This is a genomic window from Burkholderia sp. Ax-1724 (assembly GCF_011752995.1).
GTDB lineage: Bacteria > Pseudomonadota > Gammaproteobacteria > Burkholderiales > Burkholderiaceae > Paraburkholderia.
Genome location: NZ_VWWL01000004.1, coordinates 280584 through 302307, shown reverse-complemented (window position 1 = coordinate 302307; position 21724 = coordinate 280584). Strand labels below are relative to the sequence as shown.

The following is a 21724-nucleotide window of genomic DNA, read 5'->3' as shown; positions in this document are numbered from 1 at the left end:
TCGTTCCATTGTAGGAAAACTTACGCGCCCGCACTTCATACATGCACCCCGGGGACAGAAGGTGCGCGGCGGCGGGCTTTCGCGTTTAGCTGACCCGGTTCACCACCAGGTCGGCCAATTCGGCAAGACGCTGCGCGCGCGCGCCGAACGGCGCGAGCGAGGCGTGGGCGTCGCTGCGCAGTTGCGCCGCAAGCGCGCGCGACGCGTCGAGCCCGATAATCGACACGTAGGTCGACTTGCCGAGCTTCGCGTCTTTGCCGGCGGTCTTGCCGAGCGTTGCGGAGTCGGTCGTGACATCGAGAATGTCGTCGACAACCTGAAACGCGAGGCCGATCGCGGCGGCGTAGGCGTCGAGCGACGCCAGAGCCTGCGCGTCCGGCGTTTCGCCGGCCAGCGCACCCATGCGCACGGCCGCGCGCAGCAGCGCGCCGGTCTTCATACGGTGCATCGTTTCGAGTTGCGGGCGCGCCAGCGTCAGGCCGGTGCTCGCCAGATCGATGGCCTGCCCGCCGCACATGCCGAGCGAGCCGCTCGCGAGCGCGAGTTCGCGCACGAGCGAGGCCTGCTGCGGCGGGGCCAGCACGTCGGAAGTGAGCGTGACGAATGCCTGCGATTGCAGCGCGTCGCCAACCAGCAGCGCGGTCGCTTCGTCGTATTTGACGTGAACCGTCGGCTTGCCGCGGCGCAATGCGTCGTCGTCCATGCACGGCATGTCGTCGTGCACGAGCGAATACACGTGGATCATTTCGAGCGCCGCTGCCGCCGCGTCGAGGCATTCGGCGTGCGCGCCGGTCAGCTCGCCGGCCGCGTGGCACAGGAGCGGCCGCACGCGCTTGCCGCCGCCGAGCACCGCATAGCGCATCGCCTCGTGCAGATTGGCGGATGTGGTCGTGTCAGCCGGCAGGTAATGTTCCAGCGCCGTTTCGACGCGTTCGAGCACCGAGCGCGTCCATTGTTCGAATGTCATAGATCGTCCCCGCTTTCAGCGGCTGTGCCTGCGGTATTCATGGGCAGTGGTTTCAGCGTTTCGCCGTCGAGCACGCGCACCTGCTGCTCGACCTTTTCGAGCTGCTGCTGGCAGAACGCGACAAGCGCGGCCCCGCGCCGGTAGGCAGCCAACGACTCCTCGAGACTCAGGCTGCCGCCTTCCATGCGCGCCACCAGCTCTTCCAGTTCGGCCTGCGCGGCCTCGTAGTTGCCGGGCAGCGGCGTGGTATCGCCGCTTTCGGCCGACGCGGCGGCAGTATCTTTCGATGCGGTCTTCGCCATGAATAGTCGCAAAATTAAAACAAGTCGGACATTCTACGGCAAAAGCGGCGTTTCCGATCCGCTCGCCCCCTTCGCCTCGCCGCCCTACCCCGCTTCGACCCTGCTTTGCAGCGGCTTCGAGCCTGAAGTCTCGCAGAAAAAAACCGCTGAATCTGCGGCGAAAATGCCGAACCAATCGGACATTTTTGACCCAAATCAGTCACTTAAGTGCCCCTGACAGCGAGAAACGGGTATAATCTCCGGCTCCCTAAATCGAATCTTCGATGGTTGGGTTGTTCACTGCTTTCACGTCTTCATCGGGAGTGGGAATGTCCAATCTGAGCAATGCATTGCAGTTGCGGTCTGTTCACAGCCAGCTGCCAGTCACGGCTTACTTTGACGAAGCGCTTCTTACGCGCGAAATCGACACCCTTTTCAAGAAAGGTCCTCGCTACATCGGCCACGATCTCATGGTGCCCGAAGCGGGGGATTATTTTGCCTTGCCCAGCGAACGCGAGGGGCGGGTGCTCGTCCGCAACCAGCAGTCGCAGGTCGAACTGCTGTCGAACGTGTGCCGCCACCGCCAGGCCATCATGCTTAACGGCCGCGGCCAGACGCAGAACATCGTCTGTCCGCTGCATCGCTGGACGTACGACCTGAAGGGCGAGCTGCTCGGCGCGCCCCATTTCGCCGACAACCCGTGCCTGAACCTCGGCGCGACGCCGCTGCAGAACTGGCATGGCCTGCTGTTCGAGGCACAGAGCCGCGACGTCGCGAAAGACCTTGCACGTCTCGGCACGAAGCGGCATTTCGACTTCTCGGGCTTCATGTTCGATCACGTCGAAGTCCACGAGTGCAACTACAACTGGAAGACCTTCATCGAGGTCTATCTGGAGGACTATCACGTCGCGCCGTTCCATCCGGGCCTCGGCAGCTTCGTCAATTGCGACGACCTGACGTGGGAGTTCGGCGACTGGTACAGCGTGCAGACGGTCGGCGTGCACAAGAATCTGGAGCAGCCGGGCAGCCCGACGTACCGCAAGTGGCACGACGAAGTGCTGCGCTTTCGCGGCGGCAACCCGCCCGAGTTCGGCGCGATCTGGATGGTGTACTACCCGGGCATCATGATCGAGTGGTATCCGCACGTGCTCGTGGTGTCGTGGCTGATTCCGCATGGTCCGCAGAAAACCACCAACGTGGTCGAATTCTATTACCCCGAGGAAATCGCGCTGTTCGAACGCGACTTCGTCGAAGCCGAGCGCGCCGCCTATATGGAAACGGCCCGCGAAGACGACGAGATCGCCGAGCGCATGGACGCCGGCCGCCGCGCGCTGATGGAACGCGGCGAATCGCAGGTGGGTCCGTATCAGAGCCCGATGGAAGACGGTATGCAGCACTTCCACGAGTTTCTGCGTCGCGAACTCGGCACGGTCTGATTCGCTGCAAGCAGCGCCACTCGTTGGCACAATGGGCAAGACAAGGAAAGACGGGCTGCGGCCCGTCTTTTTTTGTTTAGACTACCGACATAGACCGGCTCTCCGCCCGCTGCGCCCCACCACGCAACCGGAGCCACCATCGCACGTATCGAGGAAACGTCATGCCCCACACCCACTACACCACCCTGATCTCCGCGACCAATCTTGCCGAGCGGCTCGCCGCCGCGCCGGGCAGCGTGTTCGTGGTCGACTGCCGGTTCGACCTCGCCGATACCGAAGCGGGCGAGAAAGCGTATCTCGCCGGCCATCTGCCGGGCGCGCATTATCTGCATCTCGACCGCGATCTGTCTGGGCCGAAGACCGGCTCGAACGGCAGGCATCCGCTGCCGGACCGCGCACGGCTCGTCGAGACACTGGAATCGCGCGGACTCAAGCAAGGCCAGCAGGTCGTCGCGTATGACGCGCATGGCGGCATGTACGCCGCGCGCATCTGGTGGCTGCTGCGCTGGCTCGGGCACGATGCGGTCGCGCTACTCGACGGCGGCCTGCAAGCCTGGCAGGCCGCGGGCCAACCGTTGACGCCGGACGTGCCGGCGCAGAACACCGGCGACTTCAGCGCGGCCGCGCCGCTCGCCGTAACCGTCGACGCGCAGACGGTCGAGCGCAACCTCGGCTCGAAGGAGCGCGTCGTGGTCGACGCACGCGCGGCCGACCGTTATCGCGGCGAGAACGAAACGCTCGATCGCGTCGGCGGCCATATCCCCGGCGCGCTCAACCGCTTCTTCAAGGACAACCTCACCGCCGACGGCCGCTTCAAGCCGGCGCACACGCTGCGCGAGGAATTCCACGCGCTGCTCGGCGACACGCCGCCGGAACACGTGGTGCTGCAATGCGGCTCGGGCGTGACCGCCTGCGTGAACTCGCTCGCGATGGAAATCGCCGGCATGCATGGCTCCGCGCTATACGCAGGGTCGTGGAGCGAATGGAGTTCGGACCCGAAGCGGCCAGTCGCGACGGGGCCGAATCCTTGAGCTGAGCTGAGCCGAGCTTGCGGGCAAGCAAGCCGCGATGGGCGGGCGCAGCCACAGTGAGGCACGCGTTAGTCCAATGCATTAGCCCTACCAGGAAAGCCGACTAAAAAGGCCATTGCCGTCTCAACGCGGCCATGGCCTTTTCCTTTTCGTCGGACGTATCGGATCAACGAGGCACGAGGACTGCGCCAACCCCGTCGTTACCGCCTGACAGCACCATGTGCCTCAAATCACCCCGTGCTGCTTGAACCACACGAGCGTGCGACGCCAGCCATCCTCGGCATCGGCCTTCCTGTAGCTCGGCCGGTAATCGGCGAAAAACGCGTGGCCCGCGTCGTCATAGACGACGAACTGCGAACCGCGCCCCGCCTGCGGACCCTGCGCGATGGCCTGTTTCATCTGCGCGAGCGTGTCCTGCGGAATGCTCGGGTCCTCGCGCCCATACAGGCCGAGCACCGGCGCATGCAGATCGGCGACGAGATCGAGCGGATTGGCCGGCGTCATCGCATTCTTCGCGCCGGTCACGCGGCCATACCAGGCGACGCCCGCCTTCACGCGCGGATTGTGCTCGGCATACAGCCACGCGATGCGCCCGCCCCAGCAGAAGCCGTTCACGCCGAGCCGCTTCAGGTCGCCGCCGTTCTCGCCGGCCCACGCGGCGGCCGCGTCGAGGTCGGCCAGCACCTGCTCGTCGGGCACCTTGCTGACCAGTTGCTCGTTGAGTTGCTGCATGCTCGTGTAGACGGTCGGATCGCCCTCGCGCTCGTACAGGTTCGGCGCGATCGCCAGATAGCCCTGTTTCGCGAAGCGCCGGCAAACGTCGGCGATATGCTCGTGCACGCCGAAGATCTCATGCACGACAAGGATCACCGGCAGATGCGTCTTGCCCAATGGCCGCGCGCGATAGGCCGGGATCAGCGTGCCTTGCGAATGAAACGCGACTTCGCCGGCTTCGAGGCCGTCGCTGTCGGTATGGATGGTTTGCGCCGAGACCGGCAGCACGGCCGCCGCGAAACCACTGCCGAGCGCGGTCTTGATGAAGGTACGCCGGTTGAAGGGAACGTGCGGGACCAGGGCGTCGACTTCGGGTTTCAGCATGCGGCGCTCCTCGATGAAGGGTGGGAAGCAACAGGATACGCCCTGGGCGCATCCCGTTGCAGATTCGACTGAGGAGAACGTCCGCCCGCGTCGGGGCAGTCGTCAGTGCAGCTTGACGCGCGGCAGCGTGGTACGGCGCAGCCAATGCGCGAAGGTGTCGAGCACCATGCGCGGATAGCCGTGCAGCGCGGCGATGTGCAACCGGTACAGCGACATGTACATGAAGCGCGCGAACAGCCCCTCGATCAGCATGTTGCCGCCGATCACCCCGCCCATCAGATTGCCGACCGCGCTGAAGTGGCCGAGCGACACGAGCGAACCGAAATCGCGATAGGTGAATTCCGGCAGCGGATTGTTGTCGAGCCGCGCCGCCAGCGCCTTCAGCAAAAAGGCCGCCTGCTGATGCGCGGCCTGCGCGCGCGGCGGCACGTTGCGCTCGTTGCCGGGCCACTGGCAGGCGGCGCAATCGCCGAGCGCGAAGATGTTGTCGTCGATTTCGGTTTGCAGCGTGCGGCGCACGTTGAGCTGGCCGAGCCGGTTGACCGGTAGCCCGTCGAGCTGGCTCAGCACCGCCGGCGCCTTGATGCCCGCCGCCCACACGGTCAGATCGGCGCGCACGGTGTGCCCGCTCGCGGTGCGGATATAGCCGGGCGCGACCTCGGCCACCGTTTCGCCGATCATCAGCTTGACGCCGAGCTTGGTCAGCAATTCGGCGGTGGCCGTCGAAACGCGCTCCTGCAAGGCGGGCAGAATGCGCGGCCCGGCCTCGATCAGCACGATGCCGACGTCGTGCCGCGGATCGAGCTTGTGCAAGCCATACGCGGACAGCACCTGCGCCGTATTGCGCAACTCCGCCGACAACTCGACACCGGTCGCGCCGCCGCCGACGATCGCCACCTGGATGCGCGGCTCGCTCGACGTCGAGGTGCCGGGCCCCGGCCGCGACTCGACGGGCTCGTACGCCTGATGCTCGGCGCGCATGCACGCGGCGATCAGCCGCTTGCGGAAGCGCTCGGCCTGGCCGACGGTATCGAGTGCGAGGGAGAATTCGGCCGCACCCTTCACGCCGAAGAAAGCCGTGGTACTGCCGATCGCGATGACCAGCGTGTCGTACTCGAGCTGGCGTTCGGGCAGCAGTTCGGCGCCGTCGTCGTCGAGCACGGTGCCGAGCGTGATGCGCCGGTTCGCGCGGTCGAGACCGGTCAGCTCGCCCTGCTGGAACTCGAAGCCGTGCCAGCGCGCCTGCGCCGCGTATTCGAGTTCCTGCGTGAACGGATCCATGCTGCCGGCCGCCACCTCGTGCAGCAGCGGCTTCCAGATATGCGTCGGATTGCGGTCGACCAGCGTGACCACGGCCCGCGCGCTGCTCCCTCTTTTGCCGGCGCCATAGCGATCACCCAGACGTGTCGCCAGTTCCAGTCCGCCCGCACCTCCGCCAACGACGATAAATCGATGCATTGCACTTCTCCGTGTAGCCGATGAATTATCTGTCGCGACGCTGCGCATGAATGCGCCGTCCTGACCCGATTGTCCTCGACCCTCACGGGATGCCACAAGTCGCCAAAACCCATGTGTGACATGCGCACGACGTTATCGCGCACTCATCGTACCTGTGTCACAGGCATGTCAATGCGCTTCCTCCCAGTTCAGGCCCGCGCCGACCTCGGCCACGAGCGGCACCTTCAGCGCGGCGACGCCGCACATCAGTTCGGGCAGACGTTTGCGGACCTCGGACAACTCGGCGTCGGGCACTTCGAGAATCAGTTCGTCGTGTACCTGCATAATCATGCGCGTGCCGATGTTCGAGTCTTCGATCCACTTCTGCACGGCGATCATCGACATCTTGATGAGGTCGGCGGCGGTGCCCTGCATCGGTGCATTGATCGCGGCACGCTCGGCCGCCTGGCGGCGCGGACCGTTGCCGCCGTTGATCTCGGGCAGCCACAGGCGGCGACCGAACACGGTTTCGACGTAGCCCTTCGCCTTGGCGCTCGTGCGCGTCTCGTCCATGTAGCGCGCGACGCCCGGATAGCGCGCGAAGTAGCGGTCGATATACATCTTGGCCGCGTCGCGCGTGATGCCGAGGTTCGACGCGAGGCCGAACGCGCTCATGCCGTAGATCAGGCCGAAGTTGATGACCTTCGCGACGCGCCGCTGGTCGCTCGACACTTCGAGCGGCGTCACGCCGAAGATTTCCGAGGCGGTGGCGCGGTGAATGTCCTCACCCTGCGAAAACGCGCGCATCAGCGATTCGTCGCCGGAGATGTGCGCCATGATGCGCAATTCGATCTGCGAATAATCGGCGGACACGAGCTTGTGGCCCGGCGGCGCGATAAACGCCTCGCGGATGCGGCGGCCTTCGCCGGTCCGCACCGGAATATTCTGCAGGTTCGGATCGTTCGATGCGAGCCGCCCCGTCACCGCGACGGCCTGCGCATAGTTGGTGTGCACGCGGCCCGTTTGCGGGTTGACCATGCGCGGCAGCTTGTCGGTATAGGTCGACTTCAGCTTCGAGAGGCCGCGATGTTCGAGCAGGATCTTCGGCAGCGGATAGTCTTCAGCGAGCTTCTGCAACACTTCTTCGTCGGTGGACGGCGCGCCGCTCGGCGTCTTCTTGACCACCGGCAACTCGAGCTTCTCGAAGAAGATCTGGCCGATCTGCTTCGGCGAACCGAGGTTGAACTCGCCGCCCGCGAGTTCGTACGCCTCGCCTTCGAGTTCGATCAGCCGCGTGGCGATCTCGCTGCTTTGCTGACGCAGCTTCTCCGCGTCGATCAGCACGCCCGTGCGCTCCATCTTGCGCAGCACGCGCGAGGTCGGCACCTCGATCTCGCGATACACGCGTTCGAGCGATTTATCGGCGGCGATCTGCGGATACATCGCCTGATGCAGACGCAAGGTGATGTCGGCGTCTTCGGCCGCGTATTCGGCGGCCTGCTCGAGCGCGACTTCGTCGAAGCCGATCTGCTGCGCACCCTTGCCCGCGACCTCTTCGTACTTGATCGTCTTTACGCCGAGATGACGCAGCGCGAGACTGTCCATGTCGTGCGTGCGATGCGATTCGAGCACGTACGATTCGAGCAGCGTGTCGTGCTCGACGCCGCGCATTTCGATGCCGTAGTTCGCGAGCACCTGTTCGTCGTACTTCAGATGCTGGCCGACCTTCTTGTGCTGCGCGCTTTCGAGCCACGGCTTGAGCTTCGCGAGCACTTCGTCGCGCGGCAGTTGCACGGGTGCGTCGGGACCGCGATGCGCGAGCGGCACATAGGCCGCACTGCCCGCTTCGACCGAGAGCGACAGGCCGACGATCTGCGCGATCATCGGATCGAGCGAGGTGGTTTCGGTATCGAACGAAGTCAGTGCGGCCGCGTCGATTTTTTCGAGCCACGCGTCGAACTGCTCCCACGTCTGCACGGTGTCGTAGTGGCGCTCCTGATCCACCGCGAGCGCGGGCGGCGCGTCGGTTGCCGGCCCCTCTTCGGCGGCGGCGGTTTCGACTTCGCGCAGCCACGTCTTGAAGCCGTGGCGCGTGAAGACGTCGCGCAATTCTTCGCGCGACTCGGGAAGGCTCGGCAAGCTTTCCTCGATCGACGCGAGATGGCCGGTCAGATCGCAATGACGCTCGACGGTCACGAGCTTGCGCGCCATCGGCAGGAAGTCGAGCGCGCGGCGCAGATTGTCGCCGACCGCGCCCTTGATCTCGCTCGCATGCTCGACGATGCCGTCGAGCGAGTCGTATTGCGTGAGCCACTTGACGGCCGTTTTCGGGCCGCACTTCTCGACGCCCGGCACGTTATCCACTGTGTCGCCGATCAGCGACAGATAGTCGACGATGCGCTCCGGCGGCACGCCGAACTTCGCAACCACGCCGTCGCGATCGAGCGTTTCGTTGGTCATCGTATTGACGAGCGTGACGCGCTCCGACACGAGTTGCGCGAGGTCTTTGTCGCCGGTCGAGACGATCACGTTCATGCCGAGCTTTTCCGCCGCGGTGGAGAGCGTGCCGATCACGTCGTCGGCCTCGACGCCTTCGATCATCAGCAGCGGCCAGCCGAGCGCGCGCACCGCGACGTGAATCGGCTCGATCTGGCGCGAGAGATCATCGGGCATCGACGGACGGTTCGCCTTGTAGTCGGGATACCAGTCGTCGCGAAACGTTTTGCCCTTGGCGTCGAACACGCACGCGCTATACTCTGCCGTGACTTCCTTGCGCATGCGCCGCAGCATGTTGATGATCCCGTAGAGCGCACCGGTCGGGCCACCATCGGGACCGCGCAGATCAGGCATCGCATGGTAGGCCCGGTACAGATAACTCGAACCGTCGACCAACAGCAGGGTCTTACCTTCAAGGCTTCGTTCTTCAGGCATTATGACTAAGAGAAAAGTGATTCCGAGTCTGCGATCGCTCGCAGATCAAGAGCGCGCAACGGCCAAAAAAGCCCGCGCATCGTGGCAGATGTTCACGATTATGGCAGAGTTTATCGAGGCGACCGAATACCTCTCGGAGATCCGCCCGGCAGTCAGCATCTACGGTTCGGCACGCCTCAAACCGAACTCGCCCTACTACAAACTCACCACGCAGATCGCCCGCAAACTGTCGGACGCAGGCTTCGCGGTGATCTCCGGCGGCGGCCCCGGCATCATGGAAGCGGCCAACAAGGGCGCACATGCGGGCAAGGCGCCGTCGGTCGGTCTGAACATCGAGTTGCCGCACGAGCAGTCGGGCAATCAATGGCAGGACATCTCGCTGCGCTTTCGCCACTTCTTCACGCGCAAGGTCACGTTCGTGAAGAACTCCGACGCGGTCATCGTAATGCCGGGCGGCTTCGGCACGCTCGACGAACTGGCCGAAGTACTCACGCTGATTCAAACCAAGAAGTCGCGCCACGTGCCGATCATCCTGGTCGGCGCCGAGTTCTGGGAAGGACTGCTCGGGTGGTTCAAGAGCTCGCTGATCCCGATGGGCCTCATCAATCCGACCGACATCGATCTGATGCAGGTGATCGACGATCCGGACCAGGTGCTCGAAGCGGTGCTGAAGTTCTACGAAGACCGCGAGGAAGGCGAGGCGCATCCGGCCAAGTCGGATGAGGACAGGATGTTCTATCTGTAATCGCGTGATGCCACGCGAATAGCCTGAGCCTTGCGCGTGAGATCACGCGCATCGCCACGCATCTGGCGGGCGGCCTTCGGGCCGCCCGCTTTCGTTTTGCAGGGCAGTTTGCGGCGCGCTTACGGTTATGGGCGGGTTATAGGCGGCTCTCGCGCGCGAACGACACGTTCGCGTAAAAATCGTTTTGCGGGCCGCCGGTTCGGCGCTAACCTGCTGAGCTTCTACTCGAAGCCTCGCGATATGAACCACGAACTCACCTCGTCCGAACCCGCGCTCGCGCCCACGCCGACATCGCGGGAAATCTTCGGTGGCTTTCTCGGCCTCGGGCTGATTTCATTCGGCGGCGCCCTGCCGCTCGCGCGCCGCGCGATCGTCGAACAGCGCCGCTGGCTCAGCGCCGACGAATTCACCGATCTGCTCGGCCTCTGTCAATTCCTGCCGGGCGGCAACGTCATCAATCTCGCGGTCGCGCTCGGCATGCGCTTTCGCGGCGTGCCCGGCGCGCTCGCGGGCCTGCTCGGACTCATCGCCGGGCCCTCGCTCGTCGTGATCGGGCTCGGCGTGCTTTACGAGCACACGCAGAACGATCCGCACGTGCGCCATCTGTTCGCGGGACTCGCGGCCGCGGCCTCGGGATTGCTGATCGCGATGGCGATCAAGATCGTGCTGCCGTTGCGCAACCAGCCGCTGGCCGCGCTGATCGCGGTACTCGGCTTCATCGCGATTGCGATCCTGCGCGTTCCGCTTCTGCCGACAATGCTCGTGCTCACGCCGATCAGCATCTATCTCGCAGCGAGGAACGCACGATGAACGACACGCTCGTTTCTCTCGCCATCATCTTCAGCCAGCTTTCGCTGCTCGCATTCGGCGGCGGCAATACGATTCTTCCGGAAATGCAGCGGCAGGTGGTCGAGGTGCATCACTGGATGCCGGCCAGCGAATTCAGCGCGCTGTTCGCGCTGGCGCAGGCCGCGCCGGGGCCGAACCTGATGATCGTGACGCTGATCGGCTGGCATGTGGCCGGCTGGGCCGGCATGCTCGTGACGTCGATCGCGAAGTTCGGACCGTCGTCGCTCGTAACGGTCCTCGCGCTACATGCGTGGGATCGCTTCAAGGACCGCCCGTGGCGGCGCTATGCGCAACTCGGGCTCGTGCCGGTGACGGCCGGCATCGTCGCGGCCAGCGCGGCGCTGATCGCGAAAGCATCGAACCCGAACGCGATCGCATGGGCCATCACCGCGTTCACCGCCGTGCTGGCGACGAAGACGCGCATTCATCCGCTCTGGCTGCTGGCGGCCGGCAGCCTGATCGGGCTGACCGGCTTCGGGCAGGTGTGATGGCAGATGCGATGCGAGGCTGAGGCAACGCTAACGCAGCGCGAGCGGGCCGACGCAACCCGCTCGCCCTTGGCCTACTGAAACGCCACCTCGGCGAAACTGCGCAGCTTGCGGCTATGCAGGCGGTGCAGCCCGTTCGTGCGCAAGATCTCCATCGCCATCACGCCGATCTGCAAATGCTGATCGACCTGCGCGCGATAGAACTGATCCGCCATGCCGGGCAGCTTCAGTTCGCCATGCAAGGGCTTGTCCGAGACGCACAGCAAGGTGCCGTAAGGCACGCGGAAGCGGAAGCCGTTCGCGGCGATCGTCGCGCTTTCCATGTCGAGCGCGATCGCGCGGCTCTGCGACAGCCGCTGCACCGGCTCGCGATGATCGCGCAGTTCCCAGTTGCGGTTGTCGACGCTCGCCACCGTGCCCGTGCGCATCACGCGCTTCAACTCGACGCCGTCGAGCTGCGTAACCTGCGCGACCGCGCGCTCGAGCGCGACCTGCACTTCGGCAAGTGCCGGGATCGGCACCCATAGCGGCAGATCGGCATCGAGCACATGGTCTTCGCGCACATAGCCGTGCGCGAGCACGTAGTCGCCGAGACGCTGCGTGTTGCGCAGACCCGCGCAGTGGCCGAGCATGATCCACGCATGCGGACGCAGCACCGCGATGTGATCGGTAATGGTCTTCGCATTCGACGGCCCGACCCCGATGTTGACCATCGTGATGCCGCTGCCGTCCGCGCGCTTCAGGTGATACGCGGGCATCTGCGGCAGACGCGGCGGCGGCGCGCCTTCCTGCGCCTGCTCGCCGAGATTCTCGTTATAGGTAATCACGTCGCCGGGCTCGACGAACGACGTGTATTCGCTGCGATGGACGCGCAGTTGCTCGTCGTCGGTACGGGCCATCATCGTGCGGCCTAACTTGACGAACTCGTCGATATAGAACTGGTAGTTCGTGTACAGCACGTAGTTCTGCACGTGCGTCGGCGAGGTCGCCGTGTAGTGCTTCAGCCGATGCAGCGAGAAGTCGACGCGCGCCGCCGTGAAAAGCGCGAGCGGATGCGGCTCGCCCGGCATCGGCTCGTACGTGCCGTTGACGATGCGGTCGTCGAGCAGCGCGAGGTCCGGCGTGTCGAAGATGTCGCGCATCAGGAACAGACGCTCGCGGTCCAGATCGCCTTCGAGGTGAATGCCCTCGGCGAACGCGAAGTGAATCGGAATCGGCTGGTCCGACACGCCGACCTCGATCTGCACATGATGGTTCTTCGCGAGCAGGCGCAACTGCTCGCGATAGTAGTCGCCGAACAGATCGGGACGCGTGACCGTCGTCTCGAACACGCCCGGCCCGGCGACGAAGCCGTACGAGCGGCGCGAATCGACGTGCGTGTTGACCTCGGTGCGCACGCGCACGAACGGATAGCACGCGCGCACGCGGCGCTCGAACAGTTCGTTGCGGCGATAACGCGCGAACGCATCGCGCAGAAACGACGTGTTCGCCTCGTAGATCGCGGCGAGGCGGGTGACGGCCTCGGCCGCGTCGTCGAAGCCTTCGGTCGGGAAGCTGTTGGCGGGCGTCTGCAGCGCGCGCTGATTGATATCGTTGTTCATCATCGTTCACCCCTATTGATGAGACGACATTACCACGGAACACGCGCGCGCCACATGGCCTCGCGGCGTTCCCGGCACGGTTCGCGCGCGGCGCGCGAAAGCGGCGCAAAATAAGGCTTCGCGACCGTACGCGAGGCCGGATTTGCTAGAATCGGCGCATCCCATCGGAGAATCACCATGAAGCCGCTCCTTCCCGTCGCCGTTGCGCTGGCCCTCGCCTTCGGCAACGCCGCGATGGCTGCCCAGCCCGTCGACGAACCGCCGCCCGCCGACGCGCCCCAGTCCGCCAATGAACGGGCCGGTCTGCCCGACCTGGACAAGATCAACCGTCCGGGCGCCGAGGTCAGCTCGAAGGTCGACATCAACGTTCCGCGCACGCCGAGCTTCCACGAAGTCAGCCCGAACGGCACCGAAATCACCGAATACCGCGACAAAGGCAAGCCGGTCGAAATCAACGTGCACTCGAATTTCGGCACGCGCTATCAGATGAGCGCGCCGCTCGACACCTCGCCCACTGTCCACGATAGCGGCCGTCCGAGCACGCGCTTGCCTTCGGTGAATCTGCACTATTGAGCCGATGCGCGTGGGCGCGGCTGTCGTGGGCCGCCGCGCCTGATTCCGGTGGCTGGCGGGTTGCTCCGGCGCTACATGCGGCAATGCGCCCGTCGCGCTTGTCCTGTTTGCCGGCGAGTCCAGCCGGAATCGCCCGCGTCCCGCCGCATCGTTCGACACCGTATTCGCAACATCCATTCGCCACACTTCGCACTGGCCGCATCGCGCCAGCCCGAGCAACCTGATCCGACGTTTCCCGCATGGCTGTCTTCACCGCTGTCAACGAATCCCAACTCGCAGAATGGATGCGTCACTACGATCTCGGCGATGTCGTCGAGCTTCGCGGCATCTCGTCCGGTATTGAAAACAGCAACTTCTTCCTGACGACGACGCGCGGCGAATACGTGCTGACGATTTTCGAAAAGCTGACCGCCGAGCAGTTGCCCTTCTATCTGGACCTGATGCGCCACCTCGCCGCGCACCGCGTGCCGGTGCCGGACCCGATGCCGCGCCTCGACGGCGCGCTGTTCGGCATGCTGCTCGGCAAGCCCGCGACCATCGTGACGAAGCTCGAAGGCAAGCCGGAACTCGCGCCGGGCGTCGAGCACTGCGTCGAAGTCGGGCAGATGCTCGCGCGCATGCACCTCGCGGGCCGCGACTATCCGCGCTATCAGCCGAATCTGCGCAGCCTGCCGTGGTGGCGCGAGACCGTGCCGACCATCCTGCCGTTTCTCGAAGGCGAGCCGCGCGAGTTGCTGGCGTCCGAGCTCGCGCATCAGGAAGCGTTCTTCGCCTCGGCCGATTACGCGGCGCTGCCCGCAGGCCCGTGCCATGCCGACCTGTTCCGCGACAATGCGATGTTCGCGCATGCGGCGCCCGATACGGGCCACGAAGTGCGGCTCGGCGGCTTCTTCGACTTCTATTTCGCCGGTTGCGACAAGTGGCTGTTCGACGTCGCGGTGACCGTCAACGACTGGTGCGTCGACCTCGCGACCGGCAAGCTCGACGCCGCGCGCACCGAAGCGCTGTTGCGCGCGTACCAGACGGTGCGGCCGTTCACCGCCGAGGAAAACCGCCACTGGGGCGACATGCTGCGAGCGGGTGCGTACCGTTTCTGGGTCTCGCGCCTGTATGATTTTCACCTGCCGCGCGCGGCCGAGCTGCTCAAGCCGCACGATCCCGGCCATTTCGAACGCATTCTGCGCGAACGCCTCGCCGGCGTCGCGCATCCAGGCATCCCTACCTCATGCAACTGATCGAAGTCCCCGCGAAAACCGGCTATGTATGGTTCCGGCAAGGTATCTGGCTGTTCCGTAAGAATCCGCTCGCGTTCCTGACGCTGTTCTTCACCTATGTGCTGGTGATGACGCTCGTCTCGCAGATTCCGGTGATCGGCGGCGTGTTGCCGCTGCTGTTCATTCCCGGCGTCGCGGTCGGCTTCATGGCCGCGTGCCGCAACACGATCGCGGGCAAGCCGGTGTTCCCGACCATCCTCGTGGATGGCTTTCATTCGTACGGCCCGGTGGTCGCGCGGCGGCTGCTCGTGCTCGGCGCGCTGTATGTCGTCGCGATGGCGCTTGTGCTGGCCGGCTCCGCGCTCGCCGACGGCGGCATGCTGCTGAAGGTGATGCTCGGCGGCGCGCAGCTGGATCAGGACGCGATCGTCAACAGCAACATCCCGCTCGCGGTGCTCACGGCGCTCGCGTTCTATGTGCCGGTTGCGATGCTGTTCTGGTTCTCGCCGATTCTCGCCGCCTGGCACGACGTGCCGCCCGTCAAGGCGATGTTCTTCAGCGTCGTCAGTTGCTGGCGCAATCGCGGTGCTTTCGTCGTGTTCGTGGCGCTGTGGTTCGCGGTCGCGACGCTGGTGTCGTTCGGTCTGTCCGCGGTGATGCAGGCGCTCGGCGCCGCCGACTTCGCGTTCGCGGTCCTGATGCCCGCGACGATGATCGTCACGACCATGCTGTACTGCTCGTTCTACGCGACCTACCGCGGCTGCTTCGGCGTGCAGACACCGCAAACGCCGGATCTGCCGACCAAACCGGCGGCCTGATCGACCGCTTGCATGCGGGCATCGTCGGGATGCCCGCGTTTTCTTCGCGCGGCTTTCCTTCGCTTTCCTGCTTTAGCGGCCGCCTTTCGCGCTACCCGCCGCTCCCCGCCCGTGCCTCTGCCTGTGCTCACCGGCCCGCATCGATTTGCGGCACAATGGTTTGCGTGCAATTCATTCGTACGCTCTTTCAGCCGAGATGCACCATGACACAGCGCCCCATCCTGCCTTTCACGCTCGACGAGCAACTCTGCTTCGCGCTCTACTCGACCTCGCTTGCGATGACGAAAGCGTACAAGCCGCTGCTCGACAAGCTCGGACTCACGTATCCGCAATATCTGGCCATGCTCGTGCTATGGGAAGCCGACGACGTCGCGGTCAAGGACATGGCCGCGCGCCTGAATCTCGATCCGGCCACCGTCACACCGCTGCTCAAGCGCCTCGAAGCGCAAGGCCTCGTCGAGCGCGTGCGCGGCGTCGACGATGAACGCATCGTCTATATCCGCCTCAGCAGCGCGGGCAAGGCGCTCAAGCGCCAGGCACGCGAGGTGCCTGCCGAAATTCTCTGCGCGACCCAGCAGACGCCGGACTTTCTGCTGCGTCTGCGCGACGACCTGACACGCTTGCGCACGACGCTCAACGATTACATGGACCAGTAGTGCAATCACAGCAAAAGACTTGTTCCGGTATCCGCTCAAATTTAATTTGTACACAAATCATTTGTGCACTATCTTAACGACATGCCGCTTCGTAACTACCTCGCAACCACCCGGCCGGACCGGAAAGCAACACGAAGCGGCAAGCATGCAAACCCTGACAACCCAGCTAAGGAGCAGCACCATGAACATCCTCTACAAGGCAAGCGCAACGAGCACCGGTGGCCGCGACGGCCGCGCAGTATCGTCGGACAATGCATTGGACGTGAAGCTGGCAGCACCGCGTGAACTGGGCGGCAACGGCGCAGCGGGCACGAACCCCGAACAACTCTTCGCAGCCGGCTACTCGGCCTGTTTCCTGAGCGCGATGAAGTTCGTCGCCGGCCAGCGCAAGCAGGCGTTGCCGGCCGACACGCAGGTCTCGGCCGAGGTCGGCATCGGCCCGAACGACAAGGGCGGCTTCGCGCTCGACATCGATCTGCGAATCTCGCTGCCCGGCCTCGCCGCGGATGCGGCGCAGGAACTGGTCGATGCCGCGCACCAGGTCTGCCCGTACTCGAACGCCACGCGCAACAACGTCGCGGTGCGTCTGCACGTCGCTTAAGCTGGGTTCGCCGCTGCGTTAGTCGTTGCGCGTTGCGGCGGCCTTTGCTCATGGCAGCATAGGCGATGGTGCTGATAAGCACGCCGCCAATGAGCGCCGCCGGCGCAACACCCTCGCGCGCTCGCGAACAGCGCCCGCCCCTGCACAATAGGGGCGGGCGCTGACGCATTGGGCGCACGGGGCACGCAATCTGCTGCACTGGCTTTCGAGCCCCCTTCATTCCGACCGACGCGCTCGATGACACTCGCCCGCCGCCTGAACGACATCTTCGATACCGGCCTCGTCTGGTTCCGCCGCGACCTGCGCAGCACGGACCACGCGGCGCTGTACTACGCGCTCAAGCATTGCGAGCGCGTCTGGTGCGTATTCGTGTTCGACACGACGATCCTGCAACCGTTGATCGACGCGTGGCAGGCGCGCCATCCGGGCGAGCGGGCTCCGGATCGTCGCATCGACTTCATTCTCGAGTCATTGCGCGAGCTTGGCGACGCGTTGCGCGCACACGGCGGCGGTCTCGTCGTGCTGTACGGCGATCCGGCCGAGCAGGTGCCGAAGCTCGCCGCGGAACTGCGCGTCGATGCCGTGTTCGCGAATCACGACTACGAACCGGTCGCGCTCGACCGCGACGAAACCGTGCGCGTGCGCCTCGCGCAAGCGGGGCGTCGGTGGCTAACGTTCAAGGATCAGGTGATTTTCGAGCGCGACGAACTGCTGACCGGCCAGCACAAACCGTTCACGGTGTTCACGCCGTACAGGAACGCGTGGCTCAAACAACTCGATGCATTCGACCTGAAGCCCTACCCCGTGGAAGCCTACGCGAAGCACCTCGCGGCGCTGCCGCGCAAGCTCGACCGGCAATTACCCACGCTCGGCCAGCTCGGTTTCGCACCGAGCAATCTCGCAGACCTGAAGCTGCCCGCCGGCATGAGCGGCGCCCGGCATTTGCTCGACGACTTCCTGACGCGCATCGACAGCTATGCCGAGCGGCGCGATTTTCCCGCCGCGAAGGGGCCGAGCTATCTGTCAGTGCATCTGCGCTTCGGCACGGTGTCGATCCGCACGCTCGCGCGGCTCGCCTACGAAACGTCGCTACAGCCCGACGGACAAGGCGCGGCGACGTGGCTCTCCGAACTGATCTGGCGCGATTTCTATTTCATGATCCTCGCGCATCATCCGCGCCTCGCAAAGGGCACCTCGTTCAAGCCGGAATACGAGCAGTTGCGCTGGGAACAAGGCCCCGCAGCCGACGCCGCATTCGCCGCGTGGTGCGACGGCCGCACCGGCTATCCGCTCGTCGACGCGGCCATGCTGCAACTGAACCGCACCGGCTACATGCACAACCGCTTGCGAATGGTGACGGCGAGTTTCCTCACGAAGGATCTCGGCGTGGACTGGCGCCGCGGCGAACGCTATTTCGCCGATCGGCTCAACGACTTCGATTTCTCCGCGAACAATGGCGGCTGGCAGTGGGCGGCATCAACGGGCTGCGACGCGCAGCCGTACTTCCGCATCTTCAACCCGGTCACGCAATCCGAAAAATTCGACCCGGATGGGCGCTTTATCCAACGCTATCTCCCGCAGCTTACGAAGCTGCCGGCAAAATGGATTCACGCGCCGTGGCTGGCGGGCGCGGAACGGCTGGCGGAATTCGGCGTGGTGCTGGGCGGGAATTATCCCGAGCCGATCGTCGATCATGCGCAGGCGCGCCTGCGTACACTGGCCCGTTTCGGCAAGTGAGTGCCCGCTTACATCATTGAAGAAAAACGCCTGGAGGGATGAAGATGCGCCGTCTGCCGTCGCTGCTCGTGTTTCTGATTCTGACGCTTGCGGCCGGCTGGGCCGCGAGCCTGTCCTTGCCGGAGGCCTGGTACGCGGGACTGCAAAAGCCCGCGTTCAATCCGCCGAACTGGGTCTTCCCGCCGGTCTGGAGCGTACTCTACGTGCTGATGGCGTTTTCCGCGTGGCGCGTATGGAAGCGCGATGGCCTGAGCGCGGCAATCGTCCTGTGGGTGGTTCAGTTGGTGTTCAACGCCGCGTGGATGTGGCTATTCTTCGGTCTGCATCGGCCGGAAATGGCATTAACCGATATCGTGATTCTGCTGGTGCTGATCGTTATGCTGACCGGCGTCTTCTGGCGACGGGACCGCCTGGCCGGTGTGATGCTGATGCCGTACGTGATCTGGGTCGCGTACGCGGCGCTACTGAATTACGCGCTCTGGCAGTTGAATCCGGCTGCTTGACGCGGAGCCGATTGGTTGGGCGTTGGGCGCGCAGGCTGCCCGGCGGCAACTACGCTGAAAAACCCGTGGCGGTTCGCGATACCTGAGCGGCTCGCCCCGCACATCGGCGCCTCACCACACGCCGATGTTTTTCCGACTATCGCGACGCTCGCGCCTGCTTAGCCGTAGTGCTGGCTCATCCACGACGGCTGGCGCACGCTGCCTTCGCGGTCCAGTTTGCGCATGCGGAATTCGAGATCGTAGAGATCGGTCGCTTCGGAGAGGTAGTCGTCGGCGCGCTCTTTTGCGAGTTGGTCCGGCGATTTGGTCAGAAACAGGAACAGGCGGCTAAGCAGATACATGGTCGACCTCGGAAATGAAGGCTGTGCGTTACAACTAAGGGATAACCCGTATTATAGGGAAAACCCTAGTTTCGCGCTACTACTCATTTTCGAGGCGCGCTTCCGGTGTCATCTCCCGGCCGACGACGCCGCCAGGCCTTCCACGGCACGTCCCGCATCCGTGCGGCGCTGATGCCTGAAAAACTCCCACAGCATGGCGCTCGCGTCCGGACCTTTGGCGGAATGGAACGGCAATGCGTCGTCGCCGCCCGCCCATGCGTGGCCGAGCCCCTGCACACGGCACACCCGCACCACACGCCGGCCGCCGCGCAGATAGTCGCGCATCACTACGCCGCCCTTGCGGTCTTCGCGCATTTCGCCGGCCCGGCGTGCGCCGTCGGCGTCGACGAGACGGTTCAGACGCAGGAACTGCGCCGCCAGCTGGTCCGCGTTGACGGGCGCGACCACGTGATCGGCGTCGCCGTGGATGATGAGCGCCGGCATGCCCGGATATTGCGCAACGTCCGTCATTTCGTCGACGAGCTCGGCCGGTTCGCGGCGCACGCCGCGCCGCATCACGTCCATGGCGGCGATGCCCGAGCGGGCCTCGCCGATTGCGGGGCCGGAATGCAGCGCGACCGCGGCGAAACGATCCGGATAGTTGAGCGCCAGCAGCGCCGTCAGGCCCGCGCCCGCGGAAATCCCGGCCACGTAGACGCGCTCCCGGTCGAAACCATGCTGCGCGACGAGCTCGTCGACGAGCGACACCACCGCGCGCGCCTCGGCGCCGCCCGCGCTGTCGCTGGCGTCGTACCAGTGCCAGCAGCGGTGCGAGTGCGCGTGCTTCGACTGCTCCGGGTACACCACCGCAAAGCCGTAGCGATCGGCGAGCAGATTCATGCGCGTGCCCTCGGCGAATTCGTCGATGGATTGCGTGCAGCCGTGCAGCATCACGACGAGCGGCATCGCTTCCAGCGCATGGCCCGACGGCACATACAGCCCGTACTGCAGATGATTGACGAGCCGCCCCGGCGCCACCGGCGCGGAGTGGAACGAGCGCGTCCACGAGCCGCTCGCCCACGCGGCCGCGCGCGGCCGCACGCGCGACTCGCGCTTCACGGGCGTGCGCAGCGCGTCGGCCGGCTTGAGCGGACGAGCCTTGCTCGACGGTTTGTTGGCGGCGGCGCGCACGGGTCGCGCCGGCGCGCGTCGGGTGGACTTTTGCGCATGTTCGGTTTGAATCGCGAGCAGGCGCTTCAAACCGCGCAGCCAGATTTTCGATAGGCTTTTTGCCATCGGCGATAACCTCGCAAAAAGGGACAGTGCAAACCGGCGAAAAACGCGAGTTCACACGAAGTTGTGCAATGCACAATAACATCATTTTTCATGCGTTGCCGAAGACTGACAATCATGCCGAGTCCGATTTTCTCTCCGGCGAACCTTGTTGCCATCCTGCCGTCGAACCCTAACCGCTGCTCGTCGACGTCCACGACAGGCACCCGGTAAGCACCGCGCAAGCTGGCACGACGTCCCGTTCGCCAGCCAACATTTGGCGCGTAAATGCGCGGTGCGCGGCAAGACCGGCGAGCGACACCCGTCTATACTGGCGGTTAATGCCGAAGGTCCCGACCCGGGCGAAAGCGGCGTCCGTGCCGGCCGCGCGCCGGTTCGGCTACCCACCCACCTCATTTCACGCGGCCCACGTCGCACTTTAGCCATGCCCGACTTACCGATCCACCTGTGGTATTCGATTACCAGCCTCGGCGGCGCCGGCCTCACGCTGCCGCTCGCGTTCGCCATCGCACTCTGGCTGGCGGTCGGCTACTCGTGGCGGCTCGCGGCCGGCTGGCTGCTGCTGCTCGGCGCGGCCATCGGCATCGTGACGGTGACCAAGCTGGCCTTCCTCGGCTGGGGCGTCGGCGTGCGGGAACTCGATTTCACTGGCGTCAGCGGCCACGCGACGCTGTCCACGGCGGTCTACCCGGTCGCGATGTTCCTGATGCTGTTGCCCGCGCGGCCCGCCATCCGTCTGCTCGGCGTGCTGGCGGGGCTGGCCGCCGGCATCGCGGTGGGCTTGTCGCGCGTCGTGCTGAGCGCGCATTCGCCGTCCGAAGCGGTCACCGGCTGCATCGTCGGCGCGCTCGCGGCGCTGCTGTTCGTGCGCATCGCGTGGAATGCCGAGCCGGGGCGCCTCGCAGCGCTGCCAGTCGCCGTCAGCATGATGGTGCTCGCCATCGCGATGCACGACGTGCATGTGCCGACACAGCGCTGGGTCACGCATATCGCGCTGAAGGTGTCCGGCCACGACCGGCCGTTCATCCGCGCCAAGTGGAAGGCCGCGCGCGAGATTCGTCCGGCCAGCCTGCCGCTGTCGCAAACGCTCAATACGCTCGCGCCGCAGCACGCGTCTCACGTCTGAGCGGCACGGCGCCGCTCTC

The 21724-nt window shown here is 65.0% G+C and carries 22 protein-coding genes; 14 read left to right on the top strand and 8 right to left on the bottom strand.

The annotated features are described in order from the left end of the window. Positions 1-85: 85 nt before the first annotated feature. The gene (locus F3J19_RS07155) at positions 86-967 is read right to left on the bottom strand and encodes a farnesyl diphosphate synthase (RefSeq protein WP_167039209.1); all 882 of its coding nucleotides are present in this window, start codon (positions 965-967) and stop codon (positions 86-88) included. Beyond that, positions 964-1269: an exodeoxyribonuclease VII small subunit gene (locus F3J19_RS07150; protein WP_167039207.1), complete on the bottom strand. Its 306-nt coding sequence runs from the start codon at positions 1267-1269 to the stop codon at positions 964-966. Before F3J19_RS07150 ends, F3J19_RS07155 begins: the two co-directional genes overlap by 4 nt. Between F3J19_RS07150 and F3J19_RS07145 the strand changes: the two genes are divergently transcribed. The 3 genes from F3J19_RS07145 (at position 1268) to F3J19_RS07135 (ending at position 3715) form a co-directional block, all read left to right on the top strand. Then, positions 1268-1486, top strand: a complete 219-nt coding sequence (locus F3J19_RS07145) for a hypothetical protein (RefSeq protein ID WP_167039205.1) — start codon at positions 1268-1270, stop codon at positions 1484-1486. The two genes, F3J19_RS07150 and F3J19_RS07145, sit on opposite strands and share 2 nt — an antisense overlap. Before the next feature lie 91 nt (positions 1487-1577). Beyond that, entirely contained in the window at positions 1578-2684 is a 1107-nt protein-coding gene (locus F3J19_RS07140) for an aromatic ring-hydroxylating dioxygenase subunit alpha (RefSeq protein WP_167039203.1), read from the top strand. A 161-nt stretch (positions 2685-2845) separates the two neighbouring features. Next, positions 2846-3715: a sulfurtransferase gene (locus tag F3J19_RS07135; RefSeq protein ID WP_167039201.1), complete on the top strand. Its 870-nt coding sequence runs from the start codon at positions 2846-2848 to the stop codon at positions 3713-3715. 225 nt (positions 3716-3940) lie between these two features. On the opposite strand, the gene F3J19_RS07130 is transcribed toward F3J19_RS07135, so the two are convergent. From F3J19_RS07130 to polA, 3 genes are all read right to left on the bottom strand, one after another. Next, positions 3941-4813, bottom strand: coding sequence for a dienelactone hydrolase family protein (locus tag F3J19_RS07130; protein WP_167039199.1), 873 nt, complete (start codon positions 4811-4813; stop codon positions 3941-3943). A gap of 102 nt (positions 4814-4915) precedes the next feature. Next, a complete protein-coding gene (locus F3J19_RS07125; protein WP_167039197.1) occupies positions 4916-6271 on the bottom strand; it encodes an NAD(P)/FAD-dependent oxidoreductase in 1356 nt (451 codons plus the stop codon). A gap of 168 nt (positions 6272-6439) precedes the next feature. Continuing rightward, a complete protein-coding gene (gene polA, locus F3J19_RS07120; RefSeq protein ID WP_167039195.1) occupies positions 6440-9181 on the bottom strand; it encodes a DNA polymerase I in 2742 nt (913 codons plus the stop codon). A gap of 1 nt (position 9182) precedes the next feature. On the opposite strand from polA, the gene F3J19_RS07115 reads away from it, so the two are divergent. From F3J19_RS07115 to F3J19_RS07105, 3 genes are all read left to right on the top strand, one after another. Continuing rightward, entirely contained in the window at positions 9183-9926 is a 744-nt protein-coding gene (locus F3J19_RS07115) for a TIGR00730 family Rossman fold protein (protein ID WP_167039193.1), read from the top strand. Positions 9927-10166: 240 nt separating this feature from the next. Continuing rightward, on the top strand, positions 10167-10736 hold the full coding sequence (locus F3J19_RS07110) for a chromate transporter (protein ID WP_167039191.1): 570 nt from the start codon (positions 10167-10169) through the stop codon (positions 10734-10736). Then, positions 10733-11263 carry a chromate transporter gene (locus F3J19_RS07105; RefSeq protein ID WP_167039189.1) on the top strand — a complete coding sequence of 177 codons (531 nt, stop codon included), beginning with the start codon at positions 10733-10735 and terminating at the stop codon, positions 11261-11263. Before F3J19_RS07110 ends, F3J19_RS07105 begins: the two co-directional genes overlap by 4 nt. A gap of 74 nt (positions 11264-11337) precedes the next feature. Here the strand turns inward: F3J19_RS07105 and F3J19_RS07100 are convergent, their stop codons facing one another. After that, positions 11338-12864 carry an AMP nucleosidase gene (locus F3J19_RS07100; protein WP_167039342.1) on the bottom strand — a complete coding sequence of 509 codons (1527 nt, stop codon included), beginning with the start codon at positions 12862-12864 and terminating at the stop codon, positions 11338-11340. 177 nt (positions 12865-13041) lie between these two features. Here F3J19_RS07100 and F3J19_RS07095 point away from each other — a divergent pair, with 177 nt between their 5' ends. From F3J19_RS07095 to F3J19_RS07065, 7 genes are all read left to right on the top strand, one after another. Further along, positions 13042-13437: a hypothetical protein gene (locus F3J19_RS07095; RefSeq protein ID WP_167039187.1), complete on the top strand. Its 396-nt coding sequence runs from the start codon at positions 13042-13044 to the stop codon at positions 13435-13437. A gap of 239 nt (positions 13438-13676) precedes the next feature. After that, entirely contained in the window at positions 13677-14672 is a 996-nt protein-coding gene (locus tag F3J19_RS07090) for a homoserine kinase (RefSeq protein ID WP_167039185.1), read from the top strand. Then, complete coding sequence (locus F3J19_RS07085) at positions 14663-15469, top strand: BPSS1780 family membrane protein (protein ID WP_167039183.1); 807 nt, start codon at positions 14663-14665, stop codon at positions 15467-15469. The genes F3J19_RS07090 and F3J19_RS07085 overlap by 10 nt, the downstream gene beginning before the upstream one ends. 203 nt (positions 15470-15672) lie before the next feature. After that, positions 15673-16125, top strand: a complete 453-nt coding sequence (locus F3J19_RS07080; RefSeq protein WP_167039181.1) for a MarR family transcriptional regulator — start codon at positions 15673-15675, stop codon at positions 16123-16125. A gap of 181 nt (positions 16126-16306) precedes the next feature. Further along, positions 16307-16726 (top strand): organic hydroperoxide resistance protein, encoded by a 420-nt coding sequence (locus tag F3J19_RS07075; protein WP_167039179.1) that lies wholly within the window; start codon positions 16307-16309, stop codon positions 16724-16726. A 237-nt stretch (positions 16727-16963) separates the two neighbouring features. Next, positions 16964-18463 carry a deoxyribodipyrimidine photo-lyase gene (locus tag F3J19_RS07070; protein ID WP_167039177.1) on the top strand — a complete coding sequence of 500 codons (1500 nt, stop codon included), beginning with the start codon at positions 16964-16966 and terminating at the stop codon, positions 18461-18463. Positions 18464-18501: 38 nt separating this feature from the next. Further along, positions 18502-18966, top strand: a complete 465-nt coding sequence (locus F3J19_RS07065; RefSeq protein WP_240158777.1) for a TspO/MBR family protein — start codon at positions 18502-18504, stop codon at positions 18964-18966. 158 nt (positions 18967-19124) lie between these two features. Here F3J19_RS07065 and F3J19_RS07060 read toward each other — a convergent pair whose 3' ends face one another. Together F3J19_RS07060 and F3J19_RS07055 are read right to left on the bottom strand one after the other, a co-directional pair. After that, positions 19125-19307: a DUF3563 family protein gene (locus F3J19_RS07060; RefSeq protein ID WP_167039175.1), complete on the bottom strand. Its 183-nt coding sequence runs from the start codon at positions 19305-19307 to the stop codon at positions 19125-19127. Positions 19308-19415: 108 nt separating this feature from the next. Then, the gene (locus tag F3J19_RS07055; protein WP_167039173.1) at positions 19416-20582 is read right to left on the bottom strand and encodes a PHB depolymerase family esterase; all 1167 of its coding nucleotides are present in this window, start codon (positions 20580-20582) and stop codon (positions 19416-19418) included. Between the two features lie 421 nt (positions 20583-21003). Here F3J19_RS07055 and F3J19_RS07050 point away from each other — a divergent pair, with 421 nt between their 5' ends. Continuing rightward, on the top strand, positions 21004-21705 hold the full coding sequence (locus F3J19_RS07050) for a phosphatase PAP2 family protein (RefSeq protein WP_167039170.1): 702 nt from the start codon (positions 21004-21006) through the stop codon (positions 21703-21705). Positions 21706-21724 lie beyond the last annotated feature (19 nt).

Coding starts and splice junctions, on each gene's coding strand:
- F3J19_RS07100 (WP_167039342.1), bottom strand. CDS start 12,864: ATGAACAACGATATCAATCAGCGCGCGCTGCAGACGCCCGCCAACAGC.
- F3J19_RS07085 (WP_167039183.1), top strand. CDS start 14,663: ATGCAACTGATCGAAGTCCCCGCGAAAACCGGCTATGTATGGTTCCGG.
- F3J19_RS07060 (WP_167039175.1), bottom strand. CDS start 19,307: ATGTATCTGCTTAGCCGCCTGTTCCTGTTTCTGACCAAATCGCCGGAC.
- F3J19_RS07135 (WP_167039201.1), top strand. CDS start 2,846: ATGCCCCACACCCACTACACCACCCTGATCTCCGCGACCAATCTTGCC.
- polA (WP_167039195.1), bottom strand. CDS start 9,181: ATGCCTGAAGAACGAAGCCTTGAAGGTAAGACCCTGCTGTTGGTCGAC.
- F3J19_RS07140 (WP_167039203.1), top strand. CDS start 1,578: ATGTCCAATCTGAGCAATGCATTGCAGTTGCGGTCTGTTCACAGCCAG.
- F3J19_RS07090 (WP_167039185.1), top strand. CDS start 13,677: ATGGCTGTCTTCACCGCTGTCAACGAATCCCAACTCGCAGAATGGATG.
- F3J19_RS07055 (WP_167039173.1), bottom strand. CDS start 20,582: ATGGCAAAAAGCCTATCGAAAATCTGGCTGCGCGGTTTGAAGCGCCTG.
- F3J19_RS07110 (WP_167039191.1), top strand. CDS start 10,167: ATGAACCACGAACTCACCTCGTCCGAACCCGCGCTCGCGCCCACGCCG.
- F3J19_RS07080 (WP_167039181.1), top strand. CDS start 15,673: ATGACACAGCGCCCCATCCTGCCTTTCACGCTCGACGAGCAACTCTGC.
- F3J19_RS07125 (WP_167039197.1), bottom strand. CDS start 6,271: ATGCATCGATTTATCGTCGTTGGCGGAGGTGCGGGCGGACTGGAACTG.
- F3J19_RS07075 (WP_167039179.1), top strand. CDS start 16,307: ATGAACATCCTCTACAAGGCAAGCGCAACGAGCACCGGTGGCCGCGAC.
- F3J19_RS07050 (WP_167039170.1), top strand. CDS start 21,004: ATGCCCGACTTACCGATCCACCTGTGGTATTCGATTACCAGCCTCGGC.
- F3J19_RS07155 (WP_167039209.1), bottom strand. CDS start 967: ATGACATTCGAACAATGGACGCGCTCGGTGCTCGAACGCGTCGAAACG.
- F3J19_RS07150 (WP_167039207.1), bottom strand. CDS start 1,269: ATGGCGAAGACCGCATCGAAAGATACTGCCGCCGCGTCGGCCGAAAGC.
- F3J19_RS07130 (WP_167039199.1), bottom strand. CDS start 4,813: ATGCTGAAACCCGAAGTCGACGCCCTGGTCCCGCACGTTCCCTTCAAC.
- F3J19_RS07095 (WP_167039187.1), top strand. CDS start 13,042: ATGAAGCCGCTCCTTCCCGTCGCCGTTGCGCTGGCCCTCGCCTTCGGC.
- F3J19_RS07145 (WP_167039205.1), top strand. CDS start 1,268: ATGAATAGTCGCAAAATTAAAACAAGTCGGACATTCTACGGCAAAAGC.
- F3J19_RS07115 (WP_167039193.1), top strand. CDS start 9,183: ATGACTAAGAGAAAAGTGATTCCGAGTCTGCGATCGCTCGCAGATCAA.
- F3J19_RS07070 (WP_167039177.1), top strand. CDS start 16,964: ATGACACTCGCCCGCCGCCTGAACGACATCTTCGATACCGGCCTCGTC.
- F3J19_RS07065 (WP_240158777.1), top strand. CDS start 18,502: ATGAAGATGCGCCGTCTGCCGTCGCTGCTCGTGTTTCTGATTCTGACG.
- F3J19_RS07105 (WP_167039189.1), top strand. CDS start 10,733: ATGAACGACACGCTCGTTTCTCTCGCCATCATCTTCAGCCAGCTTTCG.